The organism is Bacillus sp. JJ1533 (assembly GCF_036965045.1).
In the GTDB taxonomy this organism is placed as follows: Bacteria; Bacillota; Bacilli; order Bacillales; family Bacillaceae_L; genus Ferdinandcohnia.
In genome coordinates this window covers 1-19,623 of sequence record NZ_JBALOV010000019.1, presented here as the reverse complement: position 1 = coordinate 19,623, position 19,623 = coordinate 1, and the positions used below count along the sequence as shown (strand labels likewise).

Sequence of the window (19,623 nt, the reverse complement as noted above, 5' to 3'; positions counted from 1 at the left end):
GATCAACACGGTATCCTCGTTTATGTAACCCAACTCCACTACAGTCGATTGTTAATGTGGCAACATCTTTAAGCAAGGCTACTTCTATCCGGAATAGAGGGCCTGTTTCCTCAAACCAGCCAGAAGTTTTACGGTAATGCTTTTTTAAGCTTTCAACAACCGCCTTTTTTACGATACTCTGGCAATCAGAGACACTAAAGAGCTTTGATTTTACGGATTTTCCGATAACCGGAAACTCAGCATTTTCTGGAATAATATCGCCCCAATTAAGAGCTTTTGTTTTTTCAAATAGTTCATCAAAGGTTGTTGCTTTAAATTCACCGATTTTCAGCTTGATTCGGTCTGCTGTTCTAAGCCAAAGATTGCTGCGACAGATGGCTTGTTCGTCAGCAACATATGTAACCTTTCCATTTTCAACCGTGCATTCATAGCCTAAATCCCGTACTTCTTTAGCAACTATCGATTCAATCCCCATTGCAGCTGTGGCAATTAGTGTTATTTTTCCCATTCACGTTCACCCTAACTATGTACATTCATTTATAGTAAAAGAATAAAGAAACTAAACGTGTAAAGCAAGATTTGCTTGCAGAAAGTTATGTATGCATACAAAAAGCTCTTCATCCTGAAGAGCTTTGCTTCTTTATTCAACATGTAATTTCGTTTAATTAATAACGTTCTGTAAGCCATGTTTTGTTCCATTGTACTTCAGTCGGTATAACGAATACCTCGTACTCCGGTGGTAATCATCTATCTACAGACGGTCAGCCGTCTGTCCTTCTCCTTGTTCATTTCCAAGGAAGAAAGTGCCCCTACCATTATTTGGGTTTCTCGCTCGTGGGGTTTACCTCGTTCCACTCTTGTAATTTCTTACAAGACTTCGTCACTGTGGCACTTTAAAGGTAGTCAAACCATATCCAATGGACTTAGGTTTTTTCCCTGCCGTTAGCAAAGATTACTCCTCGCTACCCTAGCTTATCGTTTCGCTAGGCACGATCACTACGGACATCTCAGCCCGTGCGAGCATGGACTTTCCTCTGCAGGTTGCCCTGCAGCGATTACCCGAACGTTATTAATGTGTGCAAAAAATAGTATAGTAAAAAAACATTACAATTGCAAGTAATAACACACTAGTAAATTTTTCCGGCATTAAAACCTGTAGACCTTAATCGTACAGCTTACTACCAAATACATGTTTTTCAAGGTTTGATAATCGTTTTAAAATATCAAAATTAGTAGTACCTGTTTGCGCCTGTGGCTGTTTCTTATATGATTCCTCTAGCTGACGCTTTAATCGTAGATTTTCTTGCTGAAGTTCTTCAATTTCTTGATAGAATGTTTCGTAATCCTTGATAATTACATCTAAAAATTTATCAACTTCTTCTTGTTTATAGCCTTTCATGCCTGATTTAAATTCTTTTTCAAGTATTTGTGTTGCAGTTAATTTTATTTTATCAGATAACATAGAATTCACCTCGATACACTTTCCCCATTATTCCTATATCTATTTTTTCAAAAATTTCATGTATTGTCAATTTATATTGGCGAAGCTGTCCTTTTTAGTAATCATTATTTTTGTATTGTTCCTCTTCTACGATTACCTGAAGGTCGTATGCGTTTATCGTAATAAGCGGATAACCTTCATTTTCGGACTTTTTTTTCGCCTCCGAATTCATGTAACGTGGACTGCCATCCTTTTCTTCGTCATATAGAATTAATAATGCATCACTTTTGTTAAGAAAGAAAGCATTTTTTAATCGAAACTGGGATGGATTATCATATTTCCTATTTGTGATGCTGTTAACATAGTCTGCTTGTGACAGAATAAATTGATAATATTCTCTGTTTGTTTCATTCCATTTTTCGTCTTGGTCAAGGAATGGAGTAATGACTGCAAGCTTAAGGTCTGGGTATTCCTCCTGAAGCTCATAAGTTGTTTCCGCCGCCCAAAGCTCAACCCCAAGTTGCCCGCTTATAATGACCCATTCAAGTCCCTCTTCAATCATCGGGATCAACGCATGTTTCAAGGCTAATTTAATATATTGGATTCCCGGGTGGTCTTGTCCAAAAATCCCAAGCTCAAATGGTTTATAACCTGTTATTGCAACAACCTTTATCATGTCTAATCTCCTTTTTTAAAAATTTCACTGTAGCCATGCTAAAAGTCATATGTAAAACAGGAACCATTACAGTTCCTGTTGTGTTTTTGTCAGTTTATTTGTTACATTCTTAAATTATTATTTTTGTTTATCAGCCGATAAATGGTCCTGGTGGTCTTGCTCCACAATTGAAGTGTTGATTTGTTACCTCAGTCGCAACTGATTCCGTGTGTGGGAAATAATGCATATGTTGATACATATGATGATTTATATGTTGCGTATGTGAAGGATGAATATGTGGAACAATTGTTTTACAGCAGTGGTGTTGAACACAACATTGAGTTGGGTGAACAATAGGTTGCATTACATTTGTTGGACAAAACATTTTTTTATCTCCTTTCCTTCATCTGTATTACATTAATAGCCTATGAAAGAAAGGAGAGTCATGTACTAATCAAAACACCTATTTTTTAGGAAATGTTTTAAAAAAGTACAGTAATAGGACCTATCGAATTTCTGTTTTTATGAGAAAAAGGCATATGAGCCATCTTTAATTCCAGTTAACACGAGTACAATTAATACTAGAACAAAAAAGTATAGAAATAAGATTTTCTTATACATACTATTACTCTCTCCATCTAAAATAATATTTCCTTTACACAAAACACTATTTTACATGGTATTACATGGTTCTACAATGACAAATGAAGGAAGCCCCATATTTTTCATAAAATCGACAAACAAAACGCGAAAAAACGCTGAATTTGCGCTTACCCGGGTAATATTTTCTAACTTTTTTGAAGTTTCTTGCTTATTCTTAGGATTCTCTTCTCAAACTCGCTTTCTATTTTCGTATTTTTTGTCTTATTATCTGAAAGTCCCGTTTCTCTCCATCTCATGTAACCGCTATTTGCAAAGTCCCAAGCAGTTTCGTAATCTTTACGATGATGCTCATAAAATTTCGCAAGCTCTGTACTCGCAACAATCGCATCATGATCATCACCTTTTTCATGAACTTCCAAAAATAGCTTCATGGCTTCCTCAAGCCTCTTTTCTTTTTTGGAAAGAAATGCGAGGGCAAGCTTTGCCTTGGATACTTTATCTAAATCTACATCCACTACTTGTTCATATAATTCCTGTGCTTTTCTTGTCTCCCCTAAAGCCTCAAGCCATCTCGCTACTTCGTACTTATCGGAAGTATATTTATGTTTTTCGTTCAATATCACTACTCCTGATAGATGGATGTATAACGTCAATAATGATAAAATATCAATCTCATTATGTTTCATGATACCGAAGATTCCATCTGGTACCTGATTTTCCAAAAAATCAAAGTAAAGAATCGGCGCTAAATAACCAGGGACATCACCTTCACGTTTGATGTCTAATATATTCGCTTCCACATTAGAAAGCCTTACAGAATCCAGTTTATTTTTCCATAGCCTTCTAGCTGCATGATACAAATCAAAATGTCCGAAATCCGGCAATTTAGGAAGAGCATCCCGAATTAAAGTATGCCTTGTTTTTACCTGTGGCCAATCAAAGGATTTTCCGTTATAGGTGACTAATGTGGTGTAATCAACACTGGAAAGGAAGCTTTGATATAGGGCAACCTCAGCACCTGGATTCGGTAAAAAATGTTGGGTTAGTATAACTTTATCTTCTTGTACTCTTGCATGCCCTAATAAAAAGATTGTATTACCTGTCCCCCCACCTAAACCTGTTGTTTCCGTATCAAAGAAAAACAAATCGGAAGGACGATGACCTTTGGCTGACAAAGGATGCTTTATTGTAGATGAATTCCACATATCAATTACATCATTTAATTTTGAAAACGAATATAAACCATGTTGATAATCCAATGGATATTCCACTTTCCGAACCATGCAATATGTCCCATCAAAATAAAAGGCCTCCGCCCCAAATTCCTTCCATTTTTCAAGATAGGGAATTTCTCCGACACCAATAGAAGATTCGACAGATTTCGATTTCTGCTTATCTTCTTTTACAATATGATTTTTTAACCGTTTTAGTTTCCCTTTAATCGACATCTTGGAACTCCCTTAATACTTTCCATGTTTTAACTTTGAAATTAATGTTAATGCATCTGTTTTGGCTTTTTCATGAACCACATCTGTCCCAATACAGGAAGGACATCCGGATTCACAGGAACATTTTCGAATTAAGTCTTCAGATTCACGAAGGAGATTTTCCATTGCATCATAGACTTTTTCACTTAAGCCAATTCCGCCGGGATAACGATCATATAAAAAGATTGTTGGCTGCTCATTGTGTACAGCTTTCACCTGCGGAACAACATGCAAGTCTGATGGGTCGCACATGGTCATCAGCGGCGCAACATGTCTTAACACATTCGCCACTCCTACTAACCCTTCCTCAATCCGCTCATCACTGATTCCCTCAAGCTCCGATTTTTTTAGACTTATCCATGCAGATGATGTATGGAGCTCCTCCTCTGGAAGATGAATCGGTCCAGAACCAATATTCTCGTGGGTTTCAAATTTTATTTTCTTAAAAATCGTTGCCATCGCTTGTACCGAAACATCACCATAGCCAATTTCAATTGAGTCCCTCGAGCGTTCCTTATCAACCTCCAAAACCCGAAGACTAACAGCTAGGTTTGCATCTGTGAAATAATCCACATCTACTTCTCTAACAAAAGCTTTCTTTTCTTCCCAATCTAATTTTTCAACCTGGTATTGAACACCTTGGTGCAAATAAATAGCTTCATCATGAAGTAATGTCATCGCACTAAACCGATCCATTTCCCCAATCACCTTTACAGCTGCAATATCAGTTTGGTCAATGATCACAACATTCTCTTGAGAAGCTGACCGAAGGCTAATATTGTGTGCGGGAAAGGAGTCATTCATCCAATACCACTTATCTCCATTTTGGTGAAGGACTCGTTCCTCTGTTAAAAACTCTAGAATGTCTTCAAGATCTAGCTCTCCAAATGTATCCCCAGCCTTAAATGGCAGTTCATAGGCAGCACATTTTATATGATCAATTAAAATTACGAGATTATTAGGGTTAATCCTTGCAGTTTCAGGATTTCTACTAAAAAAGTATTCTGGATTTTGTATCATATATTGATCAAGTGGATTGGAACTAGCAACCATAAAAATAACCGCTTCCCCTTGGCGTCTGCCAGCACGTCCTGCTTGCTGCCAAGCACTTGCTATGGTTCCAGGGTAGCCTGTCATAATACAAACTTGAAGTTGTCCAATGTCTACACCCAATTCAAGTGCATTTGTGCTGACAACCCCGTAAATATCACCATTACGAAGACCTTGTTCAATTTCGCGCCGTTGCTTTGGTAAATATCCTCCTCGATAACCACGGATGGCTTTTGGTCCGAGCTTATGCTTAACAAGCTCCTGCAAATACGTCAGGATGATTTCGACCCTGACCCTACTCCTGGCAAAGACAATCGTTTGGATTTTATTTTGTAAAAATTCACTTGCGAGCTTACGTACCTCCAGCGTCGCACTTCTTCGAATATTAAGCGGTTTATTGACAATCGGTGGGTTGTAAAAAACAAAATGTTTTCTTCCGGTTGGTGCTCCATTATTATCAATTAATTCCATGCTGGTTCCAGTTAAGTTTTCAGCGAGTTCCTGTGGATTCGCTATCGTCGCGGATGTACACATAAAAATCGGACTACTCCCATAAAATTCGCAAATTCGTTTCAATCTTCTAATGACATTTGCGACATGGCTTCCGAACACACCGCGATACGTATGTAGTTCATCTATCACCACATATTTTAGATTTTCAAATAATGAAACCCATTTTGTATGATGAGGAAGAATTGCCGAATGAAGCATATCAGGATTTGTGATAACAATATGTCCTGCTTTACGTACCCTTTGGCGAATATTTGCTGGTGTATCACCATCATATGTATAGCTGTTGATGGCAACACCCATTTCCTCGATGATTTCATTTAGTTCACTTTTTTGGTCTTGTGCTAATGCTTTTGTTGGGAAAAGATAAAGAGCCCGTGCTTGATCATTCTCGACAATAGTCTGTAAAACGGGCAAATTGTAACAAAGTGTTTTCCCCGAAGCCGTTGGTGTTACAGCAACAAAATTACGTCCGCTTTGTGTTATTTCATAGGCGGAATGCTGATGGGTATATAAGTGATGAATCCCTCTTTTCTCCAATGCCCCTCGTAATCGTTCATCAATTGAAGCTGGCATGTCCATTGTCTGAGCTGGGGTCGCCTCAATCGTATGCCAGTGAACAATGTTATTTGCATATTGTGAATTTTCTTTGATAAAATCTATTAATTCATGGATATTTTTGCGAAATTTCATTAAAAATCACCTCAGAATTTCTATCTCTATTGTACAGAATAAACGTTCGTTTTTGAAGTGATTTCGTTTAAATGTCTTACTGGTATTTTTAGCATACAAAAAGCACACCGTTAAAGGCGTGCTGTGAGATTTTATTAAGTTCCACAAAATGTCTGATAAGGTTTGTTGGTTGGTTCCGGTAGTTTAGCGAATTCCGCCTGTTTCTCTGAGTGCGCAAAAGGATCTTTTAGTACTTCTAAAAGTTGTCCCATGACACTATAATCTCCTCCAACCGCAGCCTCAAGTGCTTCTTCTACACGATGGTTTCTAGGTATGACTGCTGGATTCGAGTTTCTCATTAAATCCTTTATCTCTTCTTTTGTTCGATCCTGTCTGTTTTGTCTTTCCTTCCACTTTTGCTGCCAATTGATAAAACCATCCGTGCCACAAATTGCTTGGTTTTCAAGCTTACCAAAGGTTAAGGCGACAAATGTGTTCGTATAATCTGCTTTGTTAAGTTCCATCCATTCCAGGAATTCTTCAATAAGCTTTAGATCGTCTTCCTCTTGATTGAATAGGCCAAGTTTTATCCGCATTCCGTTCAGCCAATTATCACGATAAATACCATTGTATTTCGTTATTTCGTCTTGTGCTAATTGGAGTGCCTGTTCCTCATTTTCATGAAGGAGGGGTAATAAGCTTTCTGCAAAGCGAGCGAGATTCCAACCGCCAATATATGGCTGGTTCCCATAGGCATAACGCCCACCTGTATCAATAGAACTGAACACAGTTTTTGGGTCATAGTTATCCATAAATGCACATGGACCATAATCAATTGTTTCCCCGCTTATGGTCATATTATCTGTATTCATAACACCATGAATAAAACCGACTAACTGCCATTTCGCAATTAATGCCGCTTGACGTTCAATTACCACTCGTAAAAGCGCCAGATAAGGGTGTTCAACATTTTTTATTTCAGGATAATGACGTTCAATTGTATAGTCCGCTAATTTCTTCAATTCATCTATTTTTCCAAGTCCCGTTATAAATTGAAACGTACCCACCCGAATATGACTGGATGCAACACGTGTAAGAATAGCACCTGGTAAAACCGTTTCCCGATAAATCGGTTCACCTGTGGTCACAACAGCTAAACTTCTAGTCGTCGGAATGCGTAATCCATGCATTGCTTCACTAATGATATACTCACGCAGCATTGGTCCAATTGCGGCACGGCCATCTCCTCCGCGGGAATAGGGTGTTCGACCGCCCCCTTTTAGTTGGATATCGAAGCGTCTCCCATTAGGTGTAATCTGTTCGCCAAGCAACACTGCACGACCGTCTCCAAGCATTGTAAAATGTCCGAACTGGTGGCCAGCATACGCTTGTGCAATAGGTTCTGCACCTTTAGGAATTTGATTTCCAGCAAAAGTCATTATTCCATCTTCCATTAAACTGTTTACATCTAAGCCAAGTGATTCAGCCAAATGTTTATTTAAGATAACGAGCTCAGGTTCACGTACAGGTGTTGGATTTGTTTTTGAATATAATTCCTTTGGCAACTTTACGTAGCTGTTGTCAAAGTTCCACCCGATTTTATTTTTTGTAATCATAACCACCCCTTTTTAGTTTTTAAATCAGTGCATTCTTAAATAGTACCAAAGGAAGTTTGTAAATGTATTTACTTGAGATTCCATTTCTGTTTGTACAAAATACTGCTGAAATGGTTTTATTAAAGGCTGGATGACACTCTTGCGAATCCGTTCACGTTTTAATTCTGAAACAATGGAATCATATAAATCTTGCTGGTCTGTTGTGAATGTAGCTTCCTTTTCGATATTTTGTGCTAATTCTATTAGTTCATCAATTGAAAGCACCTTTCGATCGATTCTGGTTTGTAGAAAATGGAGTGAGTTAGAATCGAGCAAAGGGCTCCCTCTTTCTTTCATGATTGGAATAATCGCTTCCAAATATGAAAGCACAACTTCTACAATACGATGAACAGAATGTTCACTATTCGTAAACTTTATTGTAAAAATAATATAATGCATCATTCCGTAAAAGAGAATGGATAGTTCTAAACCATATTGTCTTATTTCTTCACCATAAACATCAACAAATCGCCCCCCTAACCATTCCAACTCATGAATACGATGATGCATCACCATTTTCTTCAGTTCAACTTCATTTGAATTTAAAATAGACTCAAAAATAGTATTAAGGTTTCGTTCCTTATTTAATTCAGTCAGAATTGAAATTTGGTCGATTAAAACAGTTCGGTCTGTTTCATCTTTCCCAACCTGCATCTCCATTCGAATTTGGCTTGCATCATATCGTAACCCTTCTAATATTTCAGCAATACAATCATTTTTATTCGAAAAATAATTGTAAAAAGTACCTTTTGAAATATTTGCATGTTCGATAATATCTTGTATGGAAGTTTGTTGAAATCCTTTTTCAACAAATAATTTCAATGCTACATCTGCTACTCGTCGCCTACGATTATTCATACGTCCTCCGCTAATTTCCTTCTTATTCCATGTAACCAATTTATTTTCTAACTCAAGAATATTATACCTCAAGTATAAATATATTGCACAAATTGAACTTGTAGTATAAAATCATTCAAGTACAAATTTAAAAGAATGAATCGAGGGGATACATTTATGGATTCAACATTTCAGGAAAAAAAGCCTCCATATTTGATGTTAGCTATACTTTTTGTAGGGGCATTTGTTTCATTTTTAAATAACTCATTATTAAATGTTGCCTTACCATCTATTATGATTGATTTAAATATTGAAAATTACTCAACCGTTCAATGGCTTGCAACAGGGTATATGTTAGTCAGCGGTGTGTTAATACCAGCCTCAGCATACTTGATTACAAGGTTTTCAAATCGAAGCCTTTTTATTACTTCCATGCTAATTTTTACAATTGGTACTGCCATGGCTGCTTTCGCTCCTAACTTTGGAGTCTTAATCGCCGGACGTATGGTTCAAGCAGCTGGCTCCTCTGTGATGGGACCACTATTGATGAACATCATGCTTGTTAGTTTCCCTCTTGAAAAACGTGGAACAGCAATGGGTGTATTCGGATTGGTTATGATTACAGCACCTGCCATCGGACCGACCTTGTCAGGTTATATTGTCGAGCATTACGACTGGCGCGTATTATTTGAAATGATCTTACCGCTTTCAGTTATTAGTTTAGTGCTAGCGATTTGGAAATCTAAAAACGTGATGGAAGTTAATAAACATGCAACAATCGACCACCTTTCTGTTCTCTTATCAACACTTGGTTTTGGTGGATTGTTATACGGATTCAGTTCTGTAAGTAATGATGGATGGACTGATAGCCTTGTTTTGACTTCATTACTTATTGGTGGGATGACGTTAATCTTATTTATTTTACGTCAATTAAAATTAGATAAACCACTTCTCGATTTAAGAGCCTATAAATACCCAATGTTTACACTCGCATCCGTTATTGCTATCGTGAACGCAGTAGCGATGTTTTCAGGAATGATTTTAACTCCTGCTTATGTACAAAGCGTTCGTGGAATATCACCTTTTGAATCGGGGCTAATGATGCTCCCAGGTGCCATTGTTATGGGAATTATGTCACCGATTACTGGTAAATTATTTGATAAATTTGGTCCACGACTACTTTCCATTTGTGGCCTTGTCATTACAGCAATATCAACATATTTATTAACGCAATTACAGATTGATTCTTCCTACGCCTATATCATTACGGCGTACACTCTTCGTATGTTCGGTATGTCTATGGTTATGATGCCAATTATGACGAACGGATTAAATCAGTTGCCAGCACATTTATATCCACATGGGACAGCAATCAATAATACCGCTCAACAAGTTTCTGGTTCTATCGGAACTGCAGTATTAGTAACAATCATGAACAGTGTAGCTAAATCAGAAGGTGAAAGCCTAATAGCAAATATAGACCCAACAACCATAACTGAAAGTACACAAAGTCTTATTAGTCAACAGGCATTACTAGCAGGAATTAATTATTCCTTCCTTGTTGCCCTTGGTATTAATATCGTAGCTTTAGCTTTAGCATTGTTTATTAAACGAGTGGATGTCAGCGGAAAGGGAATTCCAACGCTTGAAAAAGCAAATACTGCTAAACCTGCTACAAATTAGAATAATCCCCCTGATTCAATTCAGGGGGATTTCTTATTTCCTCTTAACACCAAAAAACAGATTCTAAAATAGAATCTGTTTTGAACGGTTTATAATTGGTTCATTACATTTTTTGAACATTAGCTGCTTGTGGCCCACGGCTACCTTCTTCGATATCAAAAGTAACTTCTTGACCTTCTTCTAACGTTTTGAACCCATCGCCTTGGATTGCTGAGAAGTGTACGAATACATCGTCTCCACCTTCAACTTCAATAAATCCAAAGCCTTTTTCACTGTTAAACCATTTTACTTTTCCTTGTGCCATCTTGTTTCCTCCTATGTAATGCAACAAAAGAATTGTCGCAAGGTATTGCATGAATTATTATGTCCATAGAAAAACCATTTTATAACCAAAAATTTTTTGTATTTTATTAAAAACATTTTTTTATGGAGGAAACAATGTTTTTACCTATGCTAAAAAGCTCTTATTATGGTTGTTAACAACCTGTAATAATCTTGTATTTGTCTCCATTTCAGACCCGCACAATGGACAGCTTGGTTCTGTTGTACTCTTAAAATTATCTCGTACCCATCCATTACATTCCTCAGATGTACATTCCCACACCTTCGTTTCCTCAGTAACAATTTCTTCGACTGGTCTTCTTCCAAAAGCCATTCAAATCATCTCCTTCGTTTTGGTTGGCACGAAACTTTCCAAAAAACATGACAACTAGGCAATAAAAAAACTTATTATAAAAGTATTTCTAAGAGCGCTTATCATGCGCTACTACGGCTAACTTCGCCTTTTGGGCTTTTCGTTAATGCCGAACTTCCATAAGAAACTCCTTATAATAAGCATTATTATTAATTTATCTCTATTTTTTAATATTATACCACTTTCTACCTATAATTGTAAAACCACCGTATTAATCGTCATATAAATGGCAGGCAGTATAGTGAGATGGCTGAACTTCTTTCCATTTTGGAATCTCAGTTGCACAACGATCCATTGCATATTTACATCGATTTCGGAACACACAACCTGATGGCGGTGATAATGGACTAGGAACCTCTCCTTCCAATACAATTCGTTCCCTTTTCACATCCGGGTCAGGAATTGGAACCGCAGACAACAATGCTTTTGTATACGGATGGAGTGGTTCATCATAGAGCGACCTACTATCCGAAAGCTCAACCATGTTCCCTAAATACATCACAAGGATTCGGTCTGAAATATATTTGACCATAGATAAATCATGTGCAATAAATAAATAGGTCAAACCCATCTTTTTCTGCAGACTTTTCAACAGATTAACAATTTGGGCCTGAATCGATACATCCAGGGCTGAAATGGGCTCATCACAAACAATAAATTTAGGATTGAGAGCTAACGCCCTTGCAATTCCAATACGCTGTCTTTGTCCCCCGCTAAATTCGTGCGGGAAACGATTGGCATGTTCTGGACGAAGTCCAACTAGCTCTAAAAGCTCTCTTACCCGTTCCTTTCTTCTTTTTCCTTTAGCAAGATGGTGGATATCAAGTGGCTCCCCGATTATATCCTCAATCTTCATCCTTGGATTCAGTGAAGCATATGGATCTTGAAAAATAATTTGCATATCCTTCCGAAGTTCCTTCATCTGCCTTGGAGTATACTCATAAATATTTTTTCCTTCAAAAAAAACCTCGCCTGCTGTTGGTTCCATTAACCGAATCATTGTTTTTCCTGCGGTTGATTTTCCACAACCGCTTTCTCCTACCAGACCAACTGTTTCCCCTTTATTTATAATTAAATTTAAATCATCCACCGCTTTTAGTGGTATCTTTTGGATGGAAAAGTATTTTTTCATATTTTTCACTTCAAGCAACTTATCCGTTTTTGCATCCATTATTCGACCTCCTCCTTAGACGGTATTTTTACGAATTTTAGCCATCGGATGATTTAGCCAACATGAGCTATTCTGGGTCGGGCTAATACTTTCAAATTCTGGTTTATACTCTCCACAAATTTTCATGGCCATTTCACATCTTGGATAAAATGAGCAGCCCTTTGGTGGGTCAAGTAAATCCGGAGGGGTACCTGTAATGGTTGATAATTTTTCATGCTTATCCATATCTAGCCGTGGCACTGATTTTAACAAGCCTTTTGTATAAGGATGAGTCGGATTCGAAAAAATTTCTTTGACACTTCCCGTTTCAACAATCTCCCCTGCATACATGACCACTACTTTACTACACATTTCTGCCACAACACCAAGGTCATGCGTAATTAAAATAATCGAGGTATTCGTTTTAGTTTGCAGTTCCTTCATTAGCTGTAAAATTTGTGCTTGAATGGTGACATCTAGTGCCGTAGTCGGCTCATCCGCAATTAAGAGCTTCGGCTTACATGCAAGGGCAATTGCGATCATCACCCTTTGCCTCATACCTCCAGAAAATTCATGGGGATATTGATGAATCCTCTGCTCAGGTTGAGGAATCCCCACCAATTCCAGCATCTTCACGGCATGTTCAAGCGCTTGACGCTTTGGAATCCTAGTATGTCGAATAATACCTTCTGCTATTTGATTACCAATTTTTGTTGTTGGATTTAAGGATGTCATCGGGTCCTGAAAAATCATCCCGACCTCATTCCCTCTTATTTTTTCCATCGCTTTTTCTGATTTCGAGACAATGTTTTCTCCGTTCAAAACAATTGAACCATTTTCAATTTTCGCTTGCGGGGATGGAAGAAGTCGCATAATTGACTTGGCAGTCACACTTTTTCCACAACCAGACTCTCCAACAATTGCAATTGCCTCTCCTTTTTCAACCGAGAAAGAAACACCCCGAACTGCTTTTACCTTTCCAGCACTTGTATCAAACGAAACATGCAAATCATTAATTTCTAATATATTTTCCATCTACTGTTCCCCCACATCTATTTCCGTAATTTCGGATCGAGTGCATCCCTTAATCCATCTCCGAACACATTAAAAGCAAACATGGTTAGGGAGATGAGAAAAGCTGGGAAAAATAATTGATAGAAATTCCCGATTAAAATACTTCCAAGAGCATCATTTGCCATCGTTCCCCAGCTTGCTTGAGGAGCTGGAATCCCAAGTCCTAAGAAACTAAGTGTCGCTTCTGCAAAGATTGCGGTTGGGACGGTTAATGTCACATTTACTAAAATGGGGCCCATCGTATTTGGAATCATATGTTTGCTTAATATCCAAGAGGTTTTCGCTCCCATCGCATGTGCGGCTTGAACATATTCATATTCCTTTAGTTGGAGTACCTGTCCTCGAACAAGTCTCGCCATCGGTATCCAACCGGTTATCGACATCGCAATTATAATCGCCCATAGCCCTCTTTCAAGGACAATCATGACTAAAATGACCATTAACAAATATGGAATGGCATAAAGCACTTCTGCGATTCTCATCATGATGTTATCGGTCCTGCCTCCGCGAATACCGGAAATACCGCCGTAAATAATACCCGCGACCAAATCAATTAGAGCAGCCATTAGTCCAATAAATAAAGAAATCCGTGCACCATACCATGCTCTTGTGAATAAATCTCGTCCAGAAGCATCCGTCCCGAACCAATGCTCTGAATTCGGACGTAGGTTCTTCTTTGTAAAATCCTGTTCATAATACGTGTATCCGTTTAGGTAAGGTCCGATAATTGCCAGGATGCCAATCAAAATAATGATGATAAGCCCAAGCATCGCTAATTTATTTTCCTTTAACCGATTCCACACATCCCTCCAATAGGAAATGCTCGATCTTGCAATTTTTTCTGCTTCCTCAAATTTCTGATCAACAGGTGCAAACATGTCTTCTGTAAGTTTGGGTTGATTTTTCATTTGCTCTCCCCCGTTACTTTAATTCTTGGATCTATCCACGTATAGGCGATATCTACAATGAGAATAAGAAGAATGAGGATCGCTGAATAAAAAATTGTCGAACCGAGAATGACTGGGTAGTCCCGATTAAAAATACTAGTTACAAACATTTCTCCCATTCCGGGGATTCCAAATATTTTTTCAATGATAAAACTTCCAGTTACAATATTGGCAATTAATATCCCCACAATCGTAACCACCGGCAAAATCGCATTCCGAATGGCATGTTTCAAAATAATCGAACCTTTTTGAAGACCTTTTGCTTTTGCCGTTAAAATATAGTCTTGGCCCATCACCTCTAGCATGCTTGACCTCATTAACCTCGCAATAAACGCCATAGGCATCATCGCAAGGGACAGACTTGGTAGCACCGTGTGGGACCATGATTTCCAAGTAGCCACTGGGAACCATCTTAATTCGACTGCTAAATAATTGATTAGAAAGGTAGCCAATATAAAATTTGGAACAGAAATTCCAATAATCGCTAGAATCATAGATGAATAATCAGGCCATCGATTTCGATAAAGGGCCGCAATGATTCCAAACAATAATCCCAGCGGAATGGCAATCAGTAAAGCCTGTGTTCCTAAATGTAAAGAAACAGGAAAGCCATTTACGATTAGGTCATTTACTGTTAATGTTGAGGATTTATACGAAGGCCCAAAATCAAACTGTAAAATAGAAAGTAAATAAAGACCATATTGGACCAGTAAAGGTTTGTCCAAATTATAATAGCTTTGAAGATTATTATAGACTGCCTCAGGCATTGTTCCTTCTTGGGCAAATGGGTTTCCAGGAATACTATGCATTAAGAGGAAAGTTAGCGTGATAATTACCCAAAGGGTTACAACTGCAAGGACAACTCGTTTTCCAATATACTTAAGCATGTTATCCCCCTTATCTAAATTTAGCTTCTACTTAGCTTCAAAGTCCCTTGGCAAACGCAGAAGCATTAACTAGCACATCAAGTGCAAGTAAAAATCGGGTATGCCGGTTTTCAGCATACCTCGATTTCCTAGTTTCTTAGTTTTTGATATCCGCATAAATGAACTGTGGATAGCTATTGATTGGTGTATAGATACCTGTTACATGTGGTTTCACTGTATATGGTTTTGTATAGAAATAAACTGGGATAACCGGCATTTCATCCATCAAGATTTTCTCAGCTTCATGCATTGCCTTCATGCGCTCTTCTTGCTCCATAGTTGTCTTCGCCAAGTTCACTAGCTTATCGTACTCAGGGTTGCCCCAGTTTGCATCATTATATGGTCCATCTGTTACCCATAAATCCATGAATGTCATTGGATCTACATAGTCTCCAACCCAACCTGCTCTTGAGATCTCATAATCACCAGCTTTTTCCCGGTCAAGCTTCACTTGGAACTCGACATTCTCTAATGTAATTTCTACTCCGAGATTTTTACGCCACATTTCTTGAACAGCCTCAGCAATCATCTTATGCCCATCTGAAGTGTTATAAGTTAATGTTACAGCAGGAAACTTATCAAGACCCTCTTCTGCAAGTCCTTCTTCCAATAGCTTTTTCGCTTCTTCAATATTTGCTTCGAACAATTTCCCTGTATTTTCTTGGAAATCACCAGATACATCAGGGATTCCAGGTGGCACAACAGAGTATGCAGCTTTTTGACCGCCTTGTGCAACATGCTCAACAATCGTTTCGCGATCAATTGACATCGATAAAGCTTTCCGTATCTTCACATTATTAAACGGCTTCTTCTCAGTATTTAAATTGTAGTAGTACACAGCAAGATCTGTTCCAATTTCGAATTCAGGGTTATTTTGTTCCTTTAATTGACCAATGACATCTTGTGGTAATGGATATACCAAATCCAATTCACCTGATTGGTACATTTGCCATGAAGTATTTTCATCATCGATAATAACGAAATGAACTTCATCTAAATTAATTTTGTCTTTATCATAATAATTTTCGTTCTTTGCTAGCTTCATGCTTTCTTTATGCTTCCATTCTGTTAATTTGAAGGCACCATTAGATACATAGGAATCCGCTTCCTGGTACCATTCTGGGTTTGCTTCCTGGACAGCCTTGTTAATAGGATAATACGTGTAGAAAGAAGTTAAATCTAAGAAATAAGGAGTTGGTTGTGCTAGCTTAACTTCTAATGTTGTATCATCTACTGCTTTCACACCAACTGCAGCTTCAAGAGCAGCTAGATCAGCACCATCTTCAGCTGAATTATATGCTTCTCCACCCTCTAAATAGTAGAGTTGATATGCATATGTAGACGCCGTTTCTGGGTTAAGAGCGTATTTCCACGCATATTCAAAGTCATGTGCTGTAACAGGGTCACCATTCGACCATTTTGCCTCACTACGAAGCTTGAAAGTCCATGTTAATCCATCCTCACTTGGGTTCCATGATTCAGCCATTCCAGCTACAATTTCTCCTTCAGGAGTCTTCTTTGTTAACCCTTCAAATGAATGTTCAAGAATCCATGAATCATGCGTTCCTTGAGCAGTCCCTGGGTGCAGTGAACCAGGCTCTTCATTATTATTCAAACGAAGAATCTTTGGTCCAGATGCTTCCTGGTCATTCTCTTTACCCTCTTCACTTGGAGTCGTTGGCTTTTCAGGTTCATTCGTTGTTGTTTCTCCACTAAAACAACCAGATAATGCTAAAAAGATAGAAAGCAATAATACCATTCCAACAGAAAACTTCCTTTTCAAACGATTGACCCCCTGTACTTTTTTTTTGAAACCATATTGATTTCTACATTAAATCTATAAATAAAAACGTGAAAATATTACATTTGAGCTAAATTTCTTTTTTATTTAAGTGATAAGTACTAGTTTTCCTTTCATACTTTAATACAACGACATTTTACTCTGATAAATCCTCATCTCTAGAAATGGTAGTGCTTTACCTTTAATCTATTAGTTTGGTACACTTAAGATAATAGTGAAAATATGGAGTGAATATAAATGAATCGGATTGAAATAACTAAGGTTTTACGAACGGTTCCACTTTTTAAAGAATTAACAAATAATGAATTAAATGAGATAGTCAACATTGCCCAATATCGTCATTATAAAAAGGGCACACATGTTTTTATGCAGGACGATCCTTTAGAGAATGTATATTTCATTTATCACGGAAAAGTAAAAATATATAAAAATGATATAAATGGCAAAGAACAAATTGTAACCGTCCAAAAGGATGGGGATATGTTCCCTCATGTTGGTTTTTTCCGTAAAGGTAACTATCCTGCTTATGCGCTTGTAATGGAGGATACGAAGGCCGTGGTTATTTCAATCTCTCATTTTGAAAATGTACTCCTGCAACATCCGCAGGTTAGCATCAAGCTTTTTAAAGTTCTAGGTGAAAAAATAGTAGACCTTCAAAACCGATTGGAAGCGCAAATATTAAATAATACATATGAACAAATTATTAAGCTGCTTCTGAGGTTATGTAATACAGACGGTCAAAAGAGACAAGACAGAAAAATCATGATTACAACACAATTTACAAATAAAGATTTGGCCAATATGATTGGGACAACTCGTGAAACAGTAAGTAGAACGTTAACAAAATTAAAGAAAAAAGAAATCGTGGAAGTTGATGAAAAAGGTTATATTATTGTAGACCCTGAAAGCTTAGAGGATGAACTTTTTATATAAAAACTAATTGGAACTGAGTGTAAGGGAACTCGGTTCTTTTTCATGCCCAAAATATAAACATTTTCATCAGAAGTGAATATAGTGACAGTAGAAAATACGTCTAGGAGGAGAAAAACGTGAAAGATGATAAGTATGATAAACCGATAAAAAAATATGATAGCGAATCATTCGGACCACTCATAAAATCAATGAATGACTTCTTTAGCCAGCAACCTGTAAAACGTTTGCTTGACACGATTGATGAATTCTTTGAAAAACCATTCCCCTTCTCAACCATTCCGATTGATATGTATGAGACCGAAAATGAACTTATTCTTTCAGCTGATCTGCCGGGGGTAAAAAAAGAACAAATCGATATTGAGTACTCAGAAAAATATATCACGATCACTGTCAACCACGTTGAGGAAATCGAAGAAACCAATGAGAAAAAGCACTATTATGTCAAAAAACATTCCTTTAACAAAGCAAGTCGTACTGTCGCGCTCCCCTACCCAATTCCCACAAATCAACTCAAAGCTTCATACGTTAATGGAGTGTTAACCATTCGGATTCCAAAACAGAGAAAACGAAAAATTACAATTGATGAGAGCATGTGAAATAACATGCTCTTTTTTACATACTTTGCATAGAAGAATAGCATGATATGGCTAGGAGGTGTATATATGGAGAAAAAGCTAGGTAATCAAAATCTACCTGATTTCAAAGAACTGAATGACAGGATTATCGCGGATGCAAGTGATGAGCCAATCCTTGTTATAAAAACGAATCTTGATCCGAAAAATGTAACTGAGGATAACCCGTATTATAGAAAGTCTAAATCTGATGAAGAAGAGTTCACCTCTTTTTTTGAAGAATAATAATACTGAAATGGTGATCAATTATGGATAAAACGCTAGGTTATTTAATTGAATCGATTTCAAATTATGGCGATGAAAATAAAATAAGTCATGCCATCCTCACAAAAATAATAAATAACCAATACCGAACTGAAGAAGCATTAGTGAGGGATTTGGATGAGGAAGAAATCGAATTTTTAAACAAGATCCTACCGGATGAAATCAATTATGCGATGGATGAAAAAGATTTTACACGTGTGAATCAACTGAATGAAGTATATGAATTGCTTTAGGAAAGGTGAAGTAGATGGTAAGAGGATTTAGTACAAAGCAATACTCAAATACAGATGTCGAGGAAGTAAAACGCCTCAATGCTAATTCAGGATTGTCCTATAATGAAGCATTAGAGCTTTTGGCGAAACAATACCATGAACAAAAGAAAAAGAAAAAAAAAACGTCAAAAAGAAAGCTGAAATATTCTTGACAGCTTTCTTTTTTATTATCACTATCTCCTATACCTTAAACGTTTTGGTTAATCCTTTTACGATTGAATTCACTTGATTTACGGCCCCTACCATTTGACCCGCAGTATCCATCATTTTATTAATATCATAGGTTCCATCCTTTTTCTTAAATTGATTAAGAATGCCCCCTCCCCCTTTTTTCTGC

General features: G+C 37.5%; 22 protein-coding genes and 1 other RNA gene. 6 read left to right on the top strand and 17 right to left on the bottom strand.

Going from position 1 to position 19,623, the window contains the following annotated elements; all coding sequences use genetic code 11:
* The 9 genes from V7138_RS09710 to V7138_RS09670 form a co-directional block, all read right to left on the bottom strand.
* On the bottom strand, positions 1-508 hold a 508-nt coding region (locus tag V7138_RS09710), incomplete at its 3' end, for a THUMP domain-containing class I SAM-dependent RNA methyltransferase (RefSeq protein ID WP_335396479.1).
* A gap of 166 nt (positions 509-674) precedes the next feature.
* Positions 675-1,067, bottom strand: an RNA gene (rnpB, locus tag V7138_RS09705) — RNase P RNA component class B.
* A 95-nt stretch (positions 1,068-1,162) separates the two neighbouring features.
* Positions 1,163-1,462: a cell division regulator GpsB gene (gene gpsB / locus V7138_RS09700; RefSeq protein WP_335396485.1), complete on the bottom strand. Its 300-nt coding sequence runs from the start codon at positions 1,460-1,462 to the stop codon at positions 1,163-1,165.
* 94 nt (positions 1,463-1,556) lie between these two features.
* Complete coding sequence (locus V7138_RS09695; protein ID WP_335396483.1) at positions 1,557-2,114, bottom strand: DUF1273 domain-containing protein; 558 nt, start codon at positions 2,112-2,114, stop codon at positions 1,557-1,559.
* 133 nt (positions 2,115-2,247) lie between these two features.
* Complete coding sequence (locus V7138_RS09690) at positions 2,248-2,481, bottom strand: spore coat protein (RefSeq protein WP_335396477.1); 234 nt, start codon at positions 2,479-2,481, stop codon at positions 2,248-2,250.
* A 403-nt stretch (positions 2,482-2,884) separates the two neighbouring features.
* Positions 2,885-4,147 (bottom strand): ribonuclease H-like domain-containing protein, encoded by a 1,263-nt coding sequence (locus V7138_RS09685; RefSeq protein WP_335396475.1) that lies wholly within the window; start codon positions 4,145-4,147, stop codon positions 2,885-2,887.
* 12 nt (positions 4,148-4,159) lie between these two features.
* Positions 4,160-6,439: a DEAD/DEAH box helicase gene (locus tag V7138_RS09680; protein ID WP_335396473.1), complete on the bottom strand. Its 2,280-nt coding sequence runs from the start codon at positions 6,437-6,439 to the stop codon at positions 4,160-4,162.
* A gap of 134 nt (positions 6,440-6,573) precedes the next feature.
* Positions 6,574-8,034 carry a protein adenylyltransferase SelO gene (locus V7138_RS09675; RefSeq protein WP_335396472.1) on the bottom strand — a complete coding sequence of 487 codons (1,461 nt, stop codon included), beginning with the start codon at positions 8,032-8,034 and terminating at the stop codon, positions 6,574-6,576.
* A gap of 24 nt (positions 8,035-8,058) precedes the next feature.
* Positions 8,059-8,931, bottom strand: coding sequence for a TetR/AcrR family transcriptional regulator (locus V7138_RS09670; RefSeq protein WP_335396471.1), 873 nt, complete (start codon positions 8,929-8,931; stop codon positions 8,059-8,061).
* 156 nt (positions 8,932-9,087) lie between these two features.
* Here V7138_RS09670 and V7138_RS09665 point away from each other — a divergent pair, with 156 nt between their 5' ends.
* Entirely contained in the window at positions 9,088-10,593 is a 1,506-nt protein-coding gene (locus tag V7138_RS09665; RefSeq protein WP_335396469.1) for an MDR family MFS transporter, read from the top strand.
* Between the two features lie 103 nt (positions 10,594-10,696).
* Here V7138_RS09665 and V7138_RS09660 read toward each other — a convergent pair whose 3' ends face one another.
* From V7138_RS09660 to V7138_RS09630, 7 genes are all read right to left on the bottom strand, one after another.
* On the bottom strand, positions 10,697-10,897 hold the full coding sequence (locus V7138_RS09660) for a cold-shock protein (protein ID WP_335396468.1): 201 nt from the start codon (positions 10,895-10,897) through the stop codon (positions 10,697-10,699).
* Between the two features lie 144 nt (positions 10,898-11,041).
* Positions 11,042-11,248 (bottom strand): cold-shock protein, encoded by a 207-nt coding sequence (locus tag V7138_RS09655; RefSeq protein WP_335396465.1) that lies wholly within the window; start codon positions 11,246-11,248, stop codon positions 11,042-11,044.
* A 250-nt stretch (positions 11,249-11,498) separates the two neighbouring features.
* Positions 11,499-12,458, bottom strand: a complete 960-nt coding sequence (locus V7138_RS09650; protein ID WP_335396462.1) for an ABC transporter ATP-binding protein — start codon at positions 12,456-12,458, stop codon at positions 11,499-11,501.
* Between the two features lie 15 nt (positions 12,459-12,473).
* Positions 12,474-13,472, bottom strand: a complete 999-nt coding sequence (locus tag V7138_RS09645) for an ABC transporter ATP-binding protein (protein WP_335396460.1) — start codon at positions 13,470-13,472, stop codon at positions 12,474-12,476.
* Between the two features lie 17 nt (positions 13,473-13,489).
* Positions 13,490-14,419, bottom strand: a complete 930-nt coding sequence (locus V7138_RS09640; RefSeq protein WP_335396458.1) for an ABC transporter permease — start codon at positions 14,417-14,419, stop codon at positions 13,490-13,492.
* Entirely contained in the window at positions 14,416-15,345 is a 930-nt protein-coding gene (locus V7138_RS09635; RefSeq protein ID WP_335396455.1) for an ABC transporter permease, read from the bottom strand. The genes V7138_RS09640 and V7138_RS09635 overlap by 4 nt, the downstream gene beginning before the upstream one ends.
* A 136-nt stretch (positions 15,346-15,481) precedes the next feature.
* On the bottom strand, positions 15,482-17,167 hold the full coding sequence (locus V7138_RS09630; protein ID WP_335396452.1) for a peptide ABC transporter substrate-binding protein: 1,686 nt from the start codon (positions 17,165-17,167) through the stop codon (positions 15,482-15,484).
* 255 nt (positions 17,168-17,422) lie between these two features.
* Here V7138_RS09630 and V7138_RS09625 point away from each other — a divergent pair, with 255 nt between their 5' ends.
* The 5 genes from V7138_RS09625 (at position 17,423) to V7138_RS09605 (ending at position 19,438) form a co-directional block, all read left to right on the top strand.
* The gene (locus V7138_RS09625) at positions 17,423-18,118 is read left to right on the top strand and encodes a Crp/Fnr family transcriptional regulator (RefSeq protein ID WP_335396449.1); all 696 of its coding nucleotides are present in this window, start codon (positions 17,423-17,425) and stop codon (positions 18,116-18,118) included.
* Between the two features lie 116 nt (positions 18,119-18,234).
* Positions 18,235-18,714, top strand: a complete 480-nt coding sequence (locus V7138_RS09620; RefSeq protein WP_335396447.1) for an Hsp20/alpha crystallin family protein — start codon at positions 18,235-18,237, stop codon at positions 18,712-18,714.
* A 66-nt stretch (positions 18,715-18,780) separates the two neighbouring features.
* Positions 18,781-18,975, top strand: coding sequence for a hypothetical protein (locus V7138_RS09615; protein ID WP_335396445.1), 195 nt, complete (start codon positions 18,781-18,783; stop codon positions 18,973-18,975).
* A gap of 23 nt (positions 18,976-18,998) precedes the next feature.
* Positions 18,999-19,247 (top strand): sporulation protein, encoded by a 249-nt coding sequence (locus V7138_RS09610; protein ID WP_335396443.1) that lies wholly within the window; start codon positions 18,999-19,001, stop codon positions 19,245-19,247.
* Positions 19,248-19,261: 14 nt separating this feature from the next.
* The gene (locus V7138_RS09605) at positions 19,262-19,438 is read left to right on the top strand and encodes a hypothetical protein (protein ID WP_335396440.1); all 177 of its coding nucleotides are present in this window, start codon (positions 19,262-19,264) and stop codon (positions 19,436-19,438) included.
* A 28-nt stretch (positions 19,439-19,466) separates the two neighbouring features.
* On the opposite strand, the gene V7138_RS09600 is transcribed toward V7138_RS09605, so the two are convergent.
* On the bottom strand, positions 19,467-19,623 hold a 157-nt coding region (locus V7138_RS09600; protein ID WP_335396481.1), incomplete at its 5' end, for a YppG family protein.

Excerpts from the sequence above, each read along its gene's own strand:
- gpsB (WP_335396485.1), bottom strand. The coding sequence starts at position 1,462 with ATGTTATCTGATAAAATAAAATTAACTGCAACACAAATACTTGAAAAA.
- V7138_RS09690 (WP_335396477.1), bottom strand. The coding sequence starts at position 2,481 with ATGTTTTGTCCAACAAATGTAATGCAACCTATTGTTCACCCAACTCAA.
- V7138_RS09685 (WP_335396475.1), bottom strand. The coding sequence starts at position 4,147 with ATGTCGATTAAAGGGAAACTAAAACGGTTAAAAAATCATATTGTAAAA.
- V7138_RS09680 (WP_335396473.1), bottom strand. The coding sequence starts at position 6,439 with ATGAAATTTCGCAAAAATATCCATGAATTAATAGATTTTATCAAAGAA.
- V7138_RS09675 (WP_335396472.1), bottom strand. The coding sequence starts at position 8,034 with ATGATTACAAAAAATAAAATCGGGTGGAACTTTGACAACAGCTACGTA.
- V7138_RS09670 (WP_335396471.1), bottom strand. The coding sequence starts at position 8,931 with ATGAATAATCGTAGGCGACGAGTAGCAGATGTAGCATTGAAATTATTT.
- V7138_RS09665 (WP_335396469.1), top strand. The coding sequence starts at position 9,088 with ATGGATTCAACATTTCAGGAAAAAAAGCCTCCATATTTGATGTTAGCT.
- V7138_RS09660 (WP_335396468.1), bottom strand. The coding sequence starts at position 10,897 with ATGGCACAAGGAAAAGTAAAATGGTTTAACAGTGAAAAAGGCTTTGGA.
- V7138_RS09655 (WP_335396465.1), bottom strand. The coding sequence starts at position 11,248 with ATGGCTTTTGGAAGAAGACCAGTCGAAGAAATTGTTACTGAGGAAACG.
- V7138_RS09650 (WP_335396462.1), bottom strand. The coding sequence starts at position 12,458 with ATGGATGCAAAAACGGATAAGTTGCTTGAAGTGAAAAATATGAAAAAA.
- V7138_RS09645 (WP_335396460.1), bottom strand. The coding sequence starts at position 13,472 with ATGGAAAATATATTAGAAATTAATGATTTGCATGTTTCGTTTGATACA.
- V7138_RS09640 (WP_335396458.1), bottom strand. The coding sequence starts at position 14,419 with ATGAAAAATCAACCCAAACTTACAGAAGACATGTTTGCACCTGTTGAT.
- V7138_RS09635 (WP_335396455.1), bottom strand. The coding sequence starts at position 15,345 with ATGCTTAAGTATATTGGAAAACGAGTTGTCCTTGCAGTTGTAACCCTT.
- V7138_RS09625 (WP_335396449.1), top strand. The coding sequence starts at position 17,423 with ATGAATCGGATTGAAATAACTAAGGTTTTACGAACGGTTCCACTTTTT.
- V7138_RS09615 (WP_335396445.1), top strand. The coding sequence starts at position 18,781 with ATGGAGAAAAAGCTAGGTAATCAAAATCTACCTGATTTCAAAGAACTG.
- V7138_RS09610 (WP_335396443.1), top strand. The coding sequence starts at position 18,999 with ATGGATAAAACGCTAGGTTATTTAATTGAATCGATTTCAAATTATGGC.
- V7138_RS09605 (WP_335396440.1), top strand. The coding sequence starts at position 19,262 with ATGGTAAGAGGATTTAGTACAAAGCAATACTCAAATACAGATGTCGAG.